The sequence below is a fragment of the Actinosynnema sp. NPDC049800 genome, from assembly GCF_040656635.1.
Classification (GTDB): domain Bacteria; phylum Actinomycetota; class Actinomycetes; order Mycobacteriales; family Pseudonocardiaceae; genus Actinosynnema.
Genome location: NZ_JBFAMT010000002.1, coordinates 146380 through 161036, shown reverse-complemented (window position 1 = coordinate 161036; position 14657 = coordinate 146380). Strand labels below are relative to the sequence as shown.

15 protein-coding genes are annotated in these 14657 nt (G+C 72.4%); 12 read left to right on the top strand and 3 right to left on the bottom strand.

Annotation, left to right across the window (positions count from 1 at the left end; all coding sequences use genetic code 11):
* Window positions 1-3 precede the first annotated feature (3 nt).
* From AB0I91_RS03405 to AB0I91_RS03380, 6 genes are all read left to right on the top strand, one after another.
* Window positions 4-810, top strand: coding sequence for a thioesterase family protein (locus AB0I91_RS03405; RefSeq protein WP_498776300.1), 807 nt, complete (start codon window positions 4-6; stop codon window positions 808-810).
* Window positions 811-879: 69 nt separating this feature from the next.
* A complete protein-coding gene (proC, locus tag AB0I91_RS03400) occupies window positions 880-1692 on the top strand; it encodes a pyrroline-5-carboxylate reductase (protein WP_498776302.1) in 813 nt (270 codons plus the stop codon).
* A gap of 120 nt (window positions 1693-1812) precedes the next feature.
* Window positions 1813-2016, top strand: a complete 204-nt coding sequence (locus AB0I91_RS03395; protein WP_123745150.1) for a helix-turn-helix domain-containing protein — start codon at window positions 1813-1815, stop codon at window positions 2014-2016.
* Window positions 2017-2138: 122 nt separating this feature from the next.
* Window positions 2139-2240 (top strand): 30S ribosomal protein bS22, encoded by a 102-nt coding sequence (locus AB0I91_RS03390; protein ID WP_015105422.1) that lies wholly within the window; start codon window positions 2139-2141, stop codon window positions 2238-2240.
* Window positions 2241-2463: 223 nt separating this feature from the next.
* Window positions 2464-3501, top strand: a complete 1038-nt coding sequence (locus tag AB0I91_RS03385) for an NAD-dependent epimerase/dehydratase family protein (RefSeq protein ID WP_498776306.1) — start codon at window positions 2464-2466, stop codon at window positions 3499-3501.
* A gap of 19 nt (window positions 3502-3520) precedes the next feature.
* The gene (locus AB0I91_RS03380) at window positions 3521-4597 is read left to right on the top strand and encodes a lysophospholipid acyltransferase family protein (protein ID WP_499635004.1); all 1077 of its coding nucleotides are present in this window, start codon (window positions 3521-3523) and stop codon (window positions 4595-4597) included.
* A gap of 431 nt (window positions 4598-5028) precedes the next feature.
* Here the strand turns inward: AB0I91_RS03380 and AB0I91_RS03375 are convergent, their stop codons facing one another.
* The 3 genes from AB0I91_RS03375 to AB0I91_RS03365 form a co-directional block, all read right to left on the bottom strand.
* Window positions 5029-5916 carry an HAD family hydrolase gene (locus AB0I91_RS03375; protein ID WP_499635002.1) on the bottom strand — a complete coding sequence of 296 codons (888 nt, stop codon included), beginning with the start codon at window positions 5914-5916 and terminating at the stop codon, window positions 5029-5031.
* Between the two features lie 39 nt (window positions 5917-5955).
* Entirely contained in the window at window positions 5956-7038 is a 1083-nt protein-coding gene (locus tag AB0I91_RS03370; RefSeq protein ID WP_499618078.1) for a DUF5667 domain-containing protein, read from the bottom strand.
* Between the two features lie 102 nt (window positions 7039-7140).
* On the bottom strand, window positions 7141-7794 hold the full coding sequence (locus AB0I91_RS03365; protein WP_498776314.1) for a sigma-70 family RNA polymerase sigma factor: 654 nt from the start codon (window positions 7792-7794) through the stop codon (window positions 7141-7143).
* Window positions 7795-7965: 171 nt separating this feature from the next.
* Here AB0I91_RS03365 and AB0I91_RS03360 point away from each other — a divergent pair, with 171 nt between their 5' ends.
* The 6 genes from AB0I91_RS03360 (at window position 7966) to hemC (ending at window position 14648) form a co-directional block, all read left to right on the top strand.
* Window positions 7966-9435, top strand: a complete 1470-nt coding sequence (locus AB0I91_RS03360) for an AMP-binding protein (RefSeq protein ID WP_498776315.1) — start codon at window positions 7966-7968, stop codon at window positions 9433-9435.
* 5 nt (window positions 9436-9440) lie between these two features.
* Window positions 9441-9677, top strand: coding sequence for a glutaredoxin family protein (locus tag AB0I91_RS03355; protein WP_498776317.1), 237 nt, complete (start codon window positions 9441-9443; stop codon window positions 9675-9677).
* A gap of 60 nt (window positions 9678-9737) precedes the next feature.
* A complete protein-coding gene (locus AB0I91_RS03350) occupies window positions 9738-11240 on the top strand; it encodes a molybdopterin-dependent oxidoreductase (protein ID WP_499634999.1) in 1503 nt (500 codons plus the stop codon).
* A 259-nt stretch (window positions 11241-11499) separates the two neighbouring features.
* A complete protein-coding gene (locus AB0I91_RS03345) occupies window positions 11500-12270 on the top strand; it encodes a redox-sensing transcriptional repressor Rex (protein WP_230566381.1) in 771 nt (256 codons plus the stop codon).
* Window positions 12271-12387: 117 nt separating this feature from the next.
* Window positions 12388-13710, top strand: coding sequence for a glutamyl-tRNA reductase (locus AB0I91_RS03340; RefSeq protein WP_499634996.1), 1323 nt, complete (start codon window positions 12388-12390; stop codon window positions 13708-13710).
* The gene (hemC, locus tag AB0I91_RS03335) at window positions 13707-14648 is read left to right on the top strand and encodes a hydroxymethylbilane synthase (protein WP_498776324.1); all 942 of its coding nucleotides are present in this window, start codon (window positions 13707-13709) and stop codon (window positions 14646-14648) included. Before AB0I91_RS03340 ends, hemC begins: the two co-directional genes overlap by 4 nt.
* The last annotated feature ends 9 nt before the right edge of the window (window positions 14649-14657 follow it).

Sequence of the window (14657 nt, the reverse complement as noted above, 5' to 3'; positions counted from 1 at the left end):
CCTGTGTCCTTCTCGGTAGCCAGTGCGGTCCGCCCCCTCGGCGACGGCACGTACACCGCGTCCCTGCCCGCCGAGTGGACTGTCGGCCCCAAGCCGCACGGCGGGTTCCTGCTGGCCTTGGTGGCGCGGGCGGCGGTGGACGGCGCGCGGGCGGCCGTGCCGGGTGCGGACGACCTCGCGCCGCTCGCGGTGAGCGCGCAGTTCCTGCGCGCGCCCGAGGTGGGGCCGGTGCTGGTGCGGACCGAGGTGCGCAAGGCGGGGCGGACGGCGACCGTGGTGACGTCGACGCTGGAGCAGCGCGGGCGCAGCTGCGTGGAGGCGGTGGTGACGGTCGGGCGGATGCCGACGGCCGAGCCGGACTACGCCGACCTGCCCGACATGCCCGCCGCGCCGCCCGCGGACGCGGTCGACCTGGCGTCGATGGGCTCCGGCGGTGTGTACAAGCTCGGCGCGGTGTGCGACGTGCGGCTGGACCAGGCGGGCGCCGGGTTCCTGACCGGACGGGTCGGCGACCCCCTGGTGCTGCGGCTGTGGGTGCGTCCGCTGGGTGAGCGGCCGGACCCGTACTTCGCGCTGGTCGCCGGTGACGTCTCGATGCCCGTGACGTTCAACCTCGGCCGGTTCGGGTGGTCGCCGACCGTGCAGCTGACGGGGTTGCTGCGGGCGAACCCGGCGCCGGGGTGGCTGCGGGTGCGGGTGTCGTGCAGCGCGGTGCACGGGCAGTGGTTCGACGAGGACGCGGTGGTGATCGACTCGGCGGGGCGGCTGGTGTGCCAGGCGCGGCAGTTGGCGCTGACGCCGGCGAACTGAGCGGTGAACCCGGGTTCCTGAAAGTGGGACGCGCGTGGGTCCGGCGTGGTGGCGTGGCACGCTTGGCGCATGACGAGGATCGCCGTGTTGGGGGCTGGCAAGATCGGTGAAGCGCTGCTGTCGGGGCTGCTTCAAGGCGGGCGCAAGGCCGACGACCTGCTGTTCACCGAGAAGCACCCGGAGCGGGCCGCCGCGCTGACCGAGCGGTACGGGGTGGAGGGCCTCGACGTGCCCGGCGCGGCGCAGCGGGCCGACGTCCTCGTGGTCGCGGTCAAGCCGCAGGACATCGAACCGCTGCTGGACGAGCTCGCGCCCGTGCTCAAGCCCGGCACGCTCGTGGTGTCCCTGTGCGCGGGCCTGCCGACGTCCCTGTACGAGCGCAGGCTGCCCGACAGCACCCCGGTGGTCCGGGTCATGCCGAACACCCCGATGCTCGTCGGCGAGGCGATGAGCGCCATCTCGGCGGGCAAGTACGCCACCGACGAGCACCTGAACCTGGTCGAGGAGCTGCTGACGACGGTCGGCAAGGTGGCCCGGGTCCCGGAGAACCAGCAGGACGCCGTCACCGCGCTGTCCGGCTCCGGCCCCGCCTACTTCTTCTACCTGGTCGAGGCCATGATCGACGCGGGCATCCTGCTCGGCATCCCGCGCGACCTGGCCGGTCGGCTGATCATCCAGTCGGCGGTCGGCGCGGCCACCATGCTGAACGAGGGCGACCAGCACCCGGTCATCCTGCGGGAGGCCGTCACGTCGCCCGCCGGCACCACCATCATGGCCATCCGCGAGCTGGAGAAGCACGGCGTGCGCGCGGCCATGCTGGCGGCCATCGAGGCGGCCCGCGACCGTTCGGTGGAACTGGGACGCGACCACGAGGCGGACTGATACCGCCATTGGCCGTCGCACCAGTCCCACCCGTCCCGTTACCCTCAGGGGAGCACGTGCGTGTCGAACCGTCGGTGGGGAAGCCGACGGCACGACGCGTGTCGAAGGACGCGGTGATCCATGCCTGCGGAGGAGAAGTCACTCGGTCAAGTCAGATTCATGACGGTCGCCGAGGTCGCGCTGATGATGCGCGTGTCCAAGATGACGGTGTACCGCCTGGTCCACTCCGGTGAGCTGACGGCGGTGCGCGTCGGCAAGTCGTTCAGGGTGCCGGAGAAGGCGGTCAACGAGTACCTGCGGAACGCCTACTTCGACGCCGGGTGAGGCCGCGCTCGGGCAGGCGGGTAAACTCATAGGCCGTTCGTGCCTGGTGTCGGCGCGCCCACTTGACGGGTGTCTCCACCGGCGCGTGGAGACCACCAACGTCTAGTAGTGAAGGAACCCGCATGGGCTCGGTCATCAAGAAGCGCCGCAAGCGCATGTCGAAGAAGAAGCACCGCAAGTTGCTGCGCAAGACGCGGGTCCAGCGCAGGAAGCGCGGCAAGTAGCCCCTGCGGGTTCTAGCACCGCCAGTCCCCGGCCACACCGGTCGCGGGACTGGCGGTGTCTTCGTTCCGCGCCGCCCGGGCGCGATCCGGGTGTCATCCCGCCATCCGGGTGATTCACCGGTAAAGCCTCGGTGACCTGCGTCAAGACGACGTTCCGCGACCGATCGCGGGCGCCGGTTCCCGGTTAGCATCGTCGAGTCGCACCACCCGCACAGGGAGTCGCATGGCGCCCAAGGTCGTTCTCGTCACCGGTTGCAGCCGGTACCTCGGCGGTCACCTCGCCGCGCGCTTCGCGGCGAACCCCGATGTCGAACGCGTGCTCGGCGTGGACACCGAACCGCCGTCGCGCGACCTGCTGCGCCGCATGGGCCGCGCCGAGTTCGTGCGCGCCGACATCCGCAACCCCCTCATCGCGAAGGTCATCGCCACCGCGCAGGTCGACACGGTCGTGCACGCGTCGGTGACGGCGAACCCGGCCGGCCCCAGCGGGCGGACCGTGATGAAGGAGATGAACGTCATCGGCACGATGCAGCTGCTGGCCGCGTGCCAGAAGTCGCCGCACGTGCGCAAGCTGGTGGTCAAGTCGACCAGCGCGGTGTACGGGTCCAGCTCGCGCGACCCGGCGGTGTTCACCGAGGACATGGGCCCCAAGGACCTGCCGTCCAGCGGGTACGCCAAGGACGCGGTCGAGGTCGAGGGCTACGTGCGCGGGTTCGCGCGCCGCCGGCCGGACGTGGACGTCACCTCGCTGAGGTTCAGCAACTTCATCGGCCCCCGCATCGACACGGTCCTGACCAGGTACTTCGCCCTGCCCGTCGTGCCGACGGTGATGGGTTACGACGCCAGGGTGCAGTTGCTGCACTCCGAGGACGCGCTGGCCGTGCTGGAACGGGCCACGCTGCACGACCTGCCCGGCGTCTACAACGTGGGCGGTGACGGCGTGCTGATGCTGTCGCAGGCCATCCGCCGGGCGGGGCGGGTGAGCCTGCCCGTGCCGAGCGCGGCGGTGCCGACGATGGGCCGGTTGTTCCGCAGCGCCAGGCTGGTGGACTTCTCACCGGACCAGATGAGGTTCCTGAACTGGGGCCGGGTGATGGACACGACGCTGCTGAAGCGTGAGTTCGGGTTCACGCCGAGGTGGACTACGCAGCAGGCGTTCGACGACTACGTGAGCGGGCGCGCGTTGCGTCCGCTCATCGACCCGGAACTGGTGGCATCGGTCGAGCGGGGTGTGCTCGACCTGGCCGCCCGGTTCCGCTGACCGGCGAGGAGGTGGACGCGTGGCAGAGGCACGGGTGATCCCGCTGCACGGTGCGGACCGGGAGGGTCCCCGACGACGGCGTGCCGCCGAGCACGCGCCGGCGCCCACACCGGTCGTGGTGCCGGAGCCGGCGGTGTCGGAGCAGTCCGTGTCGGAGCCGGTCGCCTCCGGGTCGTCGGTGTCGGAGTCGTCGGAGCCGTCGGTGTCGGAGTCGGAGCCGGTCGTGTCGGAGTCTGGCGGGGAGAGGGCGAGGGAGGGTTGGGAGCAGCGCCTGGCGGAGGTGCTGGCGTTCGCCCGCAGGCGCATCCAGGGTGATTACGAGGTCGACGAGTTCGGCTTCGACCCCGACTTGACCGACAACGTCCTGATGCCGCCGCTCAAGCCGCTGTACGAGAAGTGGTTCCGGGTGGAGACGATCGGGATGCACAACGTCCCGGGCGAGGGCGGCGCGCTGATCGTCGCCAACCACTCCGGCACCCTGCCGCTGGACGCCACGATGACGGCGTACGCGGTGCGCGCGGACCACCCGAAGCGCCGCCACCTGCGGATGCTCGGCGCCGACCTGGTGTTCAAGACCCCGGTGCTCGGCGCGCTGGCGCGCAAGTCGGGTCAGACGCTGGCGTGCAACCCGGACGCGGAACGCCTGCTCAGGTCCGGCGAGCTGGTCGGCGTGTGGCCGGAGGGGTTCAAGGGCATCGGCAAGCCGTTCAAGGACCGGTACAAGCTCCAGCGGTTCGGCCGGGGCGGGTTCGTGTCGGCGGCGTTGAACACCGGTGTGCCGATCATCCCCTGCTCGATCGTCGGTGCGGAGGAGATCTACCCGAAGATCGGCGACATCAAGGCGCTGGCCAGGCTGTTCGGCTTCCCCTACTTCCCGGTGACGCCGTTCTTCCCGCTCCTGGGCCCGCTCGGCGCGATCCCGTTGCCGTCGAAGTGGTACATCGAGTTCGGCGAGCCGATCCGGACGGACGTCTACGGCGAGCACGCGGCGGACGACCCGATGCTGGTGTTCAACCTGACCGATCAGGTGCGCGAGACGATCCAGCAGACGCTGTACAGGTTGCTCACGCAGCGGCGGAACGTCTTTTTGGGGTGAGGAGAGTCCTGAGAGGGAGCCCTGAGAGGGCCCGAAGGGCTTCGGAGAGAGCGAGCCCTGAGAGGGCTCGAAGGGCGTCAAAGAGCAAGAGAGTCCTCGCCGGACGGGCAGATCAGCAGGATGACGGCCGGTGGGTGGTTCTGTGCCGGGTCCGTTGTTGGTCCGGGTTTCGTGTCATCCCGCCGACCTCCACAAGGGCTACCACACGTATCAAGGGGGGCGCCCGCAGTGGAAGTTGGGGGTATCGCTGGACGGCGCCCCCCTTGACACGTGCGGTAGGGCTGCGCCAGGTCGGCGGGATGACACGAAGCCCTCGTTTTTGAGGAAGATCGGCACTGTCCCCATAGGGTGGCGGGCCGTGGTCCCTCCAGGTCAGGCGATGCAGGGGGACGGTGATCGCGGCGGGCGGGGGCGTCTGTGAGACGGCGGGGTCAGCGGTCGCGGCGGCGGTAGGCCAGGGTGGCGGCGATGGCGCCGGCCAGGGCGCCCGCGCCGAGGACGGAGGGGACGCCGATCTTCGCGGCCTTGCGGCCGGTGCGGAAGTCGCGGATTTCCCAGCCGCGCTTGCGGGCCGTTTCGCGCAGGCCGGAGTCCGGGTTCACGGCGACCGCCGTGCCGACCACCGAGAGCATCGGCACGTCGTTGACCGAGTCCGAGTACGCCGTGCACCGGCGCAGGTCGAGGCCTTCCTTGGCGGCCAGCGCCCGCACCGCGTGCGCCTTCGCCCGGCCGTGCAGCAGGTCGCCGACCAACCGGCCGGTGTAGATGCCGTCCGTGTTCTCCGACACTGTGCCCAGCGCGCCGGTCAGGCCGAGTCGCCGGGCGATGATCTGCGCCAGCTCCACCGGCGTCGCCGTCACCAGCCACACCCGCTGGCCGGCGTCCAGGTGCATCTGCGCCAACGCCTGCGTGCCCGCCCAGATCCGGTCTGCCATGAGCTCGTCGTAGATCTCCTCGCCGAGCGAGATCAGCTCCGCCACCGACCGGCCGGCCACGAACGACAGCGCCTGCTCGCGGGACGCCGCCACGCTCTGCGGGTCCTCCCGGCCGCCGACGCGGAACTTGAGCTGCTGCCACGCGAACCCGGCCAGGTCGGAGTTCTTGAAGTACTTGCGGGCGGCGAGGCCGCGGGCGAAGTGGAAGATCGACGCGCCCATCATCATGGTGTTGTCGACGTCGAAGAAGGCGGCGGCGGTGAGGTCGGTGGGCGCGCTCCCGGACGGCCCGACCGTCGACGCGGCCTCGGCTGAGGCCTCGCCGGCCAGCGCGGCACGCCGCTCCCGTTCCGCCGAGCCCTCCACCACACGCCTTTTCACCACGTCAGCGCCTCCCGCGGTCCGATGGGGACAGGGTAGCGATCAGCCGCTGAGGCCGGGCAGCGGCAGCGACGGGAGGGTCAACGTGGGCAGCGGGAGCAGCGGTCCGGTGGTCGTGGTGCTCGGCGCGGACGGCGTCGAGCCCGCCGTGGTGCCCGGCACGGTGCCCGGTGCGCTGGTGCCGCCCGGCGCGTTGCCGGACGTGGTGGGCGCGACCGCGGTGGTGGACGGCGGCGCGGACGGCTGGTCGGTCGGCGTGGTGCCGGGGTCGGCGGGCCGGGCCGCGCACGCGTCCTCGGCGGGCACCGGTCCGACCTGGTCGACCTGCCCCGACGTCACGGACACGCAGTCGACCCGGGCGTGCAGCGCGGACGCGCGTTCGGCGATCCGGTCGAGCAGGTCGAGCGACGTGCCGGCGCGGTCGGCGGCCTCGGTGGGCAGCGACGCCCGCAGCTCGGCCAGTCGGGTGGCCTGGGAGCCCGCCCAGTCGCGCAGCTCCTCGAGGGCGCGCTGGTCGGAGTTCGAGCCGAGCGCGGCCAGCACGCGGGAACCGGCCGCGGCGTCGGCGTCGAAGTCGGTCAGCGCGGTCAGGTAGCCGCCGAGCGGCCCGCCGCCGGACTCGCGGTACCGGTCGACCATGGTCTCGATCTCGGCGACGCGCGCGGCGGCGAACTCCAGGCGCTTGTAGCCCTTCGACTCCTCGCCGAAGGTGAGGCCGAGCGAGGCCGACTCGGCGGTGCGCTTGACGCCGTACAGCGCTTCGCCCGGCAACGCGTCCCGGCTGAGCAGCAGGCTCATCCCGGCCAGCGAGAACAGCAGGCACAGCGCGGCGGCGAGGGCCACCGCTAATCGACCGCGCGCTCCGGTGCGGCGCTCCCGGACGGGCCGGTCGAGCTTGGTGGGCGGCGGCTCGGCCGCGCCGAGCACGCGTGCCCGCATCCGCGCTCTGGCGGCCTCGTCCGGGCCCGAGGTGACTGCGGCTTTCCGCAGGAGCGCCACCACGGCCAGCTCGTCGGCGAACTCGTCGCCCTCGGGCGGCGCGGACCCGGGATGCGCGTCGACCGCGCGGGCGAACTGCTCGCGCTGCCTGTGCCGCCGCAGCGGCGTGATCCCTTTGCCTGCCATCCCGCTTGGCCAACCATCCCGCACGTCTCGAGCGATCCTGCCCCGAACAACGAACCGGGAGGTCCCGGGGTTACGCGAACGCCGAGTGGTGCGACGGTGATCTCACCGCAGCCACGTGGGCAGCAGTTGGGCCAACCGGCGCACCGCCCGGTGTTGCAGGGCCTTGATGGCGCCCTCGTTGCGACCCATCCTCGCGGCCGTCTCCGCCACGGACAAGCCCTGGATGAAGCGGAGGGTGATGCACTCACGTTGATCGTCACCCAGTTGGGCTACACAGCGGAGCAGTTCGGCGTTGGTCGCGTCGGTCAGGACTTCCTGCTCGGGACCGTCCGTGACCTCGCGGTTGTCCGCCAGTTCGGCCGTCGTGATCTCCAGCCGGTAGCGGCTGGACTTCACGTGGTCGAAGACGATGTTCCGCGCGATCGTGACGAACCAGGCGCCGACGTCGCGGCCCTGGTAGCTGATGGACCCGATGCTGCGCAGCGCGCGGAGGAACGTCTCGCTGGTCACGTCCTCGGCGAGGGTGCGGTCGCCGACGCGGAAGAGCACGTACCGGTAGACCACGTCGACGTACCGGTCGTACAGCGCGCCGAACGCGTCCGTGTCGCCGCCCTGAGCGGCGCGGACCAGGTTCCACGGCTCGTCGGCCGCGTTGCTCTCCACGCTCTCGATCGTGCTGGACTGCCCTCCCGCGCTCCACCTCGACCGGAGCGTCCGGATGGTTCGGACGGAGTTCTCGCGTGCCCGTGCGGTCATCGGCTCGCGGCACCTCCACAGGGTCGCCGTGCCGGCAGCATACGTGTTGTTACTCCGTAGTAGGTAGCGGCAAGTGGTCTCGAATCTGCGACGCGGATGGAGGCAATGCGTGACGCCGCCCGCGCGTGACAGACTGCGCTGAGGTCCGCCGTGGTTCACCAGGAGGTCACGTTGACCGCATCCGCAAGCAACATCGCCGACCTGGTTCGCGCCTCCGCGCACCGTGGACCCAAGCATGCCGCGCTGGTGGATGTCACGACTGCGAACAGCTACACCTGGGCCGAGTTCGACGCCGCCGTGGACGGCGAGGCGCACCGGCTCGTCCGAGCGGGTGTCGAACCGGGCGACCGGGTGGTGGTGCGGCTGCCGACCGGTCCGGAGTTCTGCGTGGCCGTGTTCGGCGTGCTCCGCGCGGGCGGCGTGCTGGTGCCCGCCGGGCCGGGCCAGCCGACGCGCGAGCTGCAGCGCCTGGTCGCCGACAGCGGCGCGAAGCTGCTCATCGGCGACGGCGGCGGCGCGGACGTCGAGGTGCTGCCGGCGCCGACGATGGAGCCGGGCGAGGAGTTCGCCGCGATCGGCTCGGGCGAGGACCTGGCCGTGCTCGGCTACACCTCCGGCACGTCCGGCTCGCCGCGCGGCGCGATGCTGTCGCACCGGGCGCTGCTGGCCAACGTCGAGCAGTGCGCCTCCCTGCGCCCCGCGCCGGTGACGGCGGGCGACCGGGTGCTGCTCGCGCTACCGCTGTTCCACGTCTACGGCCTGGGCCCCGGCCTGCTCCAGGTGGCGGGCGCGGGCGCGACCGCCGTGCTGCTGGAGCGGTTCGACCCGGACCAGGCGTTGACCGCGATCCGCGAGCACCGGGTGACCACGCTGGTCGGCGTGCCGCCGATGTACGCGGCGATCCTGGCCAACCCCGTCGAACGGCTCCGCGAGGACCTGGCCACCGTCCGCCTGTTCACCTCCGGCGCCGCGCCCCTGGCGGCCGGCCTGCTCGACGCCATGCGCGACGCCGTCGGCCTGCCCGTCTACGAGGGCTACGGCCTGACCGAGACCGGCCCCGTGCTGACCACGACCCTGGCCGGCGGCGTGCCCAAGGCGGGTTCGGTCGGCCGCGCGCTGCCCGGCGTGCTGATCCGGCTGGTCGACACCGACGGCCGACCGCTCGACCAGGACGAGGACGAGCCCGGCACCGGCCTGGTCGCGGCCAAGGGCGACAACCTGTTCAGCGGCTACTGGCCGGACGGCGCGCACGGGCCGGACGCCGAGGGCTGGTTCCGCACCGGCGACGTCGGCTACCTCGACGCCGACGGCGACCTGCACCTGGTCGACCGGGCAGGCGACCTGATCATCGTCAACGGCTTCAACGTCTACCCGCACGAGGTCGAGCAGGTGCTGTCCGAGCTGGCCGGCGTGGCCGAGGCGGCGGCGGTCGGCGTGCCGGACGAGCGGACCGGCGAGTCGGTGAAGGTCGTCGTGGTGCCCGCCGACGGCGCGGAGCTCACCGAGGACGCGGTGAAGGACCACTGCGCCGGCCGGCTGGCGAAGTTCAAGGTGCCGACCGTGGTCGAGTTCGCCGCCACCCTCCCGCACTCGCCGACCGGCAAGCTCGCGCGGGCCCGGCTGCGCCTACCCCTAGCCTGAACGTCGTGAGCCACCACGTCACCTTGATGAGCCGGGTCGACTGCCACGCCTGCGACCAGGCCAAAGCCGACCTGGAGCGGATCTGCGGCGAGCTGGGCGTGCCGTGGGACGTGCGGGACGTCGACGCCGACCGCGAGCTGCGCGCCGAGTACGGCGACCGGGTGCCGGTGATCCTCGTCGACGGCGAGGAGCACGGGTACTGGTCGGTCGAGGAGGACCGCCTGCGCGCGGCCCTGCGCTGAGGATTACCGGCCGCTTACGGAATCGGCCGGCCGGCGTCGCGAGGGTGTCGAATTGAGCACATGAACCGCTCGACCGCCGCCCTCGTCGGACTCCTCGGCGTGGCCGCCGCGCTCGCCGCCGGGCACCTCGTCGCGGGCGTGGTCGGGCCGTCGGCCTCGCCGTTCCTCGCGGTCGGCAACACCGCGATCGACTTCACGCCGAGCGCGCTGAAGGACTTCGCGGTCCGGGCGTTCGGGACCCACGACAAGCTCGTGCTGCTGCTGGGCATGGCGGTCGTGCTGGCGGCCGCCGCCGTCGCCGCCGGCCTGCTGTCGCGCCGCTCGCCACTGCCGGGCACGGTCCTCGCCGTCGTCCTCGGCCTCCTGGGCGTCGCCGCCGCGCTCTACCGCCCCGACCTGGGCCAACTCGGCGTCCTCGCGCCCGTCGCGGCCCTGGCCGCCGGCGTCGTGGTCTTCCGGTGGCTGCACGCCAAGGCGCTCGACCCCGCCGAACCCGCGGTCGGCAGGCGCGCGTTCCTCGTCGCCTCGGGCGCGACGGCGGCGGGCGCCGGCCTGGCCGCCCTGGTCGGGCAGTTCGCCGGCGGCCGGGTGGACGTCGAGGCGTCACGACGGGCCGTCGGCGCGCTCGAACCCGCCTCGCCCGCGCCGCCCCTCCCGCCGGGCGCGGACTTCGCCGCCGAGGGCACCCCCGCCTTCATCACGCCGAACGCCGACTTCTACCGGATCGACACCGCGCTGAGCGTGCCGCGGGTGCGCGCCGAGGACTGGGTGCTGCGCGTGCACGGCCTGGTCGACCGCGAGCTCAACCTCCGCTACGACGACCTGCGCCGCCGTGACCTGGTCGAACGCACGATCACCATGGTCTGCGTGTCCAACGAGGTCGGCGGGCCCTACATCTCCACCGCGAACTTCGTCGGCGTGCCGCTGCGCGACGTGCTGCTGGAGGCGGGCGTCGGCCGGGGCGCCGACCAGCTGTTCTCCACCAGCGCCGACGGCTGGACGGCGGGTTCGCCGGTCGACGTGGTCATGGAGCCCGATCGGGGCGCGCTGATCGCGCTGGGCATGAACGGCGAGCCGCTGCCGCTGGAGCACGGCTTCCCGGCCCGCCTGGTCGTGCCCGGCCTCTACGGCTACGTCTCGGCCACGAAGTGGGTCGTCGACCTGGAGCTGACCACGTTCGAGGCGAAGCGCGGCTACTGGCTGGACCGCGGTTGGGCGCGGGACGCGCCGGTCAAGGTGATGTCCCGGATCGACCGCCCGGAGGTCCGGTCGAAGGTCTCCGGCCGGGTCGTGGCCACGGGCGTGGCGTGGGCCCAGCCGACCGGCGTGGGGCGGGTCGAGGTCCGGGTCGACAACGGCCCGTGGCGGACCGCGACCCTGTCCGACGAGGTGAACGGCTCGACGTGGCGCATGTGGCGCGTCGAGCTCGACCTGGCGCCCGGCGGTCACACGATCGAGTCGCGTGCCACGGACCAGGCCGGTTTCACCCAGCCGCAGGCCCGCCTCGCCCCGATCCCCGACGGCGCGACCGGCTGGCACTCCGTCTTCTTCACCGTCGCCTAGATCACCCGAACGGGTGGGGAGCCGTGAGGCCGCTCGGCGGCGTGACACGCCGCTCCCGTGAAGTTCACCCCAAGGTGAGCCACGTCTCCTCGTATCCACCGGAAGGCGCGACGCCCCCTTTTCACCGAGGGGCGCTCGCGGTGGTCGGGCGGCCGGCCGTCGACTTTGTGCAAGCGTTCACAAGCGGTACGGTGGGTGTATCACTCCGCTGGTGGCGATACCCGGCGGGTCAGTGCGACGGATGTCGAGGAGTTCCAGCGTGGCGGCTCAGCGGGGCGAGGGTGACGGTGTCGTGACCCGCCCAGGGGAGACCGGTGCCGAAGCGCCCGCCGACGTCCGGGAGCGGGCACGCGCGATCCCCGAGGCGGCCGTGGCGCGCCTCGCGGTCTACCTCCGCGTCCTCTCGGGCATGGTCGAGCAGGGCGTGACGACCATCTCCAGCGAGGAGCTCGCGGGCGCGGCCGGGGTCAACTCGGCCAAGCTCCGCAAGGACCTGTCCTACATCGGCTCGTACGGCACCCGCGGCGTCGGCTACGACGTCGAGGTGCTCGTCAGCCACATCGAGCGGATCCTCGGCCTCACCCGCAAGCACTCGGTCGCGGTCGTCGGCATCGGTAATCTTGGTCACGCGCTGGCCAACTACGGCGGTTTCCCCAGCCGGGGCTTCCCGGTCGCCGCGCTGTTCGACATCGACCCGGACCTGACGGGAGTGCCGGTAGGCGGCATCCCGGTCGACCACATCGACGACATCACGTCCGTCTGCGCGGAGCGCGAGGTCTCGATCGGGGTCATCGCGACACCCCCACAGGCAGCTCAGGCCGTCTGCGACCGTTTGGTATCCGCCGGAGTCCAGTGCATCCTGAACTTCGCACCCGTCGTGCTCCAAGTGCCGGACTACGTCGAAGTGCGCAAGGTCGACCTGGCGGTCGAGATGCAGATCCTGTCGTTCCACGTCGCGCGACGGGCTGACGAGGCCGCCGGTGACGTGGTCAACGGCATCGGTGTGGACGGGGTGGTGATTCGCCCGTGATCGTGCGGGTAGTGAGCCGGTCGGTGGTGACGGCGGTATGACGAGCGAGCTTGCGAGCGAGTCGTTCGACACAGCGTGCCACGGTCTTGTCACACCGAGCCCTGGCGAGGGGTGCGCATGAGCGTGCTCGTCGTCGGTCTGTCCCACCGGACCACCCCGGTCCCCGTGCTGGAGCGCGTCGCGGTCGCCGACGCCGACCGCGGCAAGGTCCTCGACCAGCTGCTGAAGGCGCCGAGCGTGTCCGAGGCCGTGCTGCTGTCGACCTGCAACCGGGTCGAGGTGTACGCGGTCGTCGAAACGTTCCACGGCGGCATGAACGAGGTCGTGGAGGTGCTCGCCCGGCAAGCCGGGGCCGAGCCCGCCGACCTGTTCGAACACCTGTACGTGCACTACTCCGCCGCCGCGGTCGAGCACCTGTTCTCGGTGGCGGGCGGCCTGGACTCGATGGTGGTCGGCGAGGCCCAGATCCTGGGCCAGCTGCGCAACTCCTACAACGCCGCCGACGAGCACGGCGTGGTCGGCCGCACGCTGCACGAGCTGATCCAGCACGCGCTGCGGGTCGGCAAGCGCGTGCACACCGAGACCGACATCGACCACGCGGGCGCGTCCGTCGTCTCCGAAGCGCTCGCCGACGCGGCGACCGCCCTCGGTGGCCTCGAAGGCCGCACCGCCCTCATCGTCGGCGCGGGCTCCATGGGCGGCCTGGCCGCCGCCCACCTGCGCCGCGCGGGCATCGGCGAGGTCGTGATCGCCAACCGGACGCCCGCCAACGGCGAACGCCTGGCCACGGCCCTGCGCGCGGACGGCGTCAACGCCACCTCGACCGGCCTGGCCGGCCTCGCCGACGAAATCGCCAAGGCCGACGTGCTGTTCGCGTGCACCGGCTCCGTCGGCACGGTCGTCGGCGCGGAGCACATCGGCGACCGCGCCCCGGACCGGCCGCTGGTCGTCTGCGACCTCGGCCTGCCCAAGGACGTGGACCCCGCCGCGACGCTGCTCGACGGCGTCCGCGTGGTCGACCTGGAGACCCTGCAGCGCAGGCTGTCCGACGCCCCGACCGGGCAGGGCACGCTGCGCGCGGCGGAGATCGTGGCCGAGGAGGTCCGCGCCTACCTGGCCGGGCAGCGCTCGGCCGGGGTCACGCCCACCGTGACGGCGCTGCGCAAGCGTGCCGCCGAGGTGGTGGACGCCGAACTGCTGCGCCTGGACTCGCGGCTGCCCGAGCTGCCCGCCCCGGTCCGCGACGAGCTGGCCAAGACCGTGCGCCGGGTGGTGGACAAGCTCCTGCACACCCCCACCGTGCGGGTGAAGGAGCTGGCCGCGTCGCCCGGTGGGGCCGGTTACGCCGAGGCGCTGCGCGAGCTGTTCGGGCTCGACCCGCAGGCGCCGTCCGCCGTCAGCACCCCCCATTCGACGCAACCCAAAGGTGAGAAGCGGTGAACCGCACCCTGAGGATCGGCACCCGCGGCAGCGCCCTCGCGCTCGCGCAGACCGGCCACGTGGCCGACGCGCTGCGCGACGCGGGCGCGAACGTGGAGATCGTCACGATCTCCACGCCCGGTGACCGCTCGTCCGCACCCATCGCCGAGATCGGCATCGGGGTGTTCACCTCGGCGCTGCGCGACGCGCTCGCGAACGGCGAGATCGACGTGGCCGTGCACTCCTACAAGGACCTGCCCACGGCGCCCGACCCGCGTCTGTCGCTGGCCGCGGTCCCGCCGCGGGAGGACCCGCGCGACGCGCTGGTCGCCCGTGACGGCCTGACCCTGGGCGAGCTGCCGACCGGCGCGAAGGTGGGCACCGGCTCACCCCGCCGCGCCGCGCAGCTCAACGCCCTCGGACTGGGCATCGAGGTGGTCGCGCTCCGCGGCAACGTCGACACCCGCATCCGCAAGGTGGCGAACGGCGAGCTGGACGCCGTCGTGCTCGCCCGCGCCGGCATCGCCCGCCTCGGCCGCACCGCCGAGATCACCGAGACCTTGGAGCCCATCCAGATGCTCCCCGCGCCCGCGCAGGGCGCCCTCGCAGTGGAGTGCCGGGTCGACGACGTCGACGCCGAACACCTCCTCCAGTCCACTTTGGACGATTCGGCCAGTAGGGCCGCTGTCGCCGCCGAGCGTGCCCTCCTGGCCGCGCTCGAGGCAGGCTGCAGCGCGCCGGTCGGCGCACTGGCCGATGTGGTGGAAGACCTCAGCGACGACGGGACCGTGGTTCTCCGCCTGTCCCTGCGCGGGGTCATGGCGACGGAGGACGGCGACCTCCTCCGTGCGTCCGCCACCGGTGACTTGACCGCAGCAGAGGAACTCGGCCGCGCGCTGGCCGCCGAGTTGCTCGACCTCTCCGGCCACGCCACCGCGTCGCCGGCGGGGCGTAGTTGATGGGGAGTG

Coding starts and splice junctions, on each gene's coding strand:
- AB0I91_RS03370 (WP_499618078.1), bottom strand. CDS start 7,038: ATGGCAGGCAAAGGGATCACGCCGCTGCGGCGGCACAGGCAGCGCGAG.
- AB0I91_RS03395 (WP_123745150.1), top strand. CDS start 1,813: ATGCCTGCGGAGGAGAAGTCACTCGGTCAAGTCAGATTCATGACGGTC.
- AB0I91_RS03350 (WP_499634999.1), top strand. CDS start 9,738: ATGAACCGCTCGACCGCCGCCCTCGTCGGACTCCTCGGCGTGGCCGCC.
- AB0I91_RS03340 (WP_499634996.1), top strand. CDS start 12,388: ATGAGCGTGCTCGTCGTCGGTCTGTCCCACCGGACCACCCCGGTCCCC.
- proC (WP_498776302.1), top strand. CDS start 880: ATGACGAGGATCGCCGTGTTGGGGGCTGGCAAGATCGGTGAAGCGCTG.
- AB0I91_RS03385 (WP_498776306.1), top strand. CDS start 2,464: ATGGCGCCCAAGGTCGTTCTCGTCACCGGTTGCAGCCGGTACCTCGGC.
- AB0I91_RS03390 (WP_015105422.1), top strand. CDS start 2,139: ATGGGCTCGGTCATCAAGAAGCGCCGCAAGCGCATGTCGAAGAAGAAG.
- AB0I91_RS03365 (WP_498776314.1), bottom strand. CDS start 7,794: ATGACCGCACGGGCACGCGAGAACTCCGTCCGAACCATCCGGACGCTC.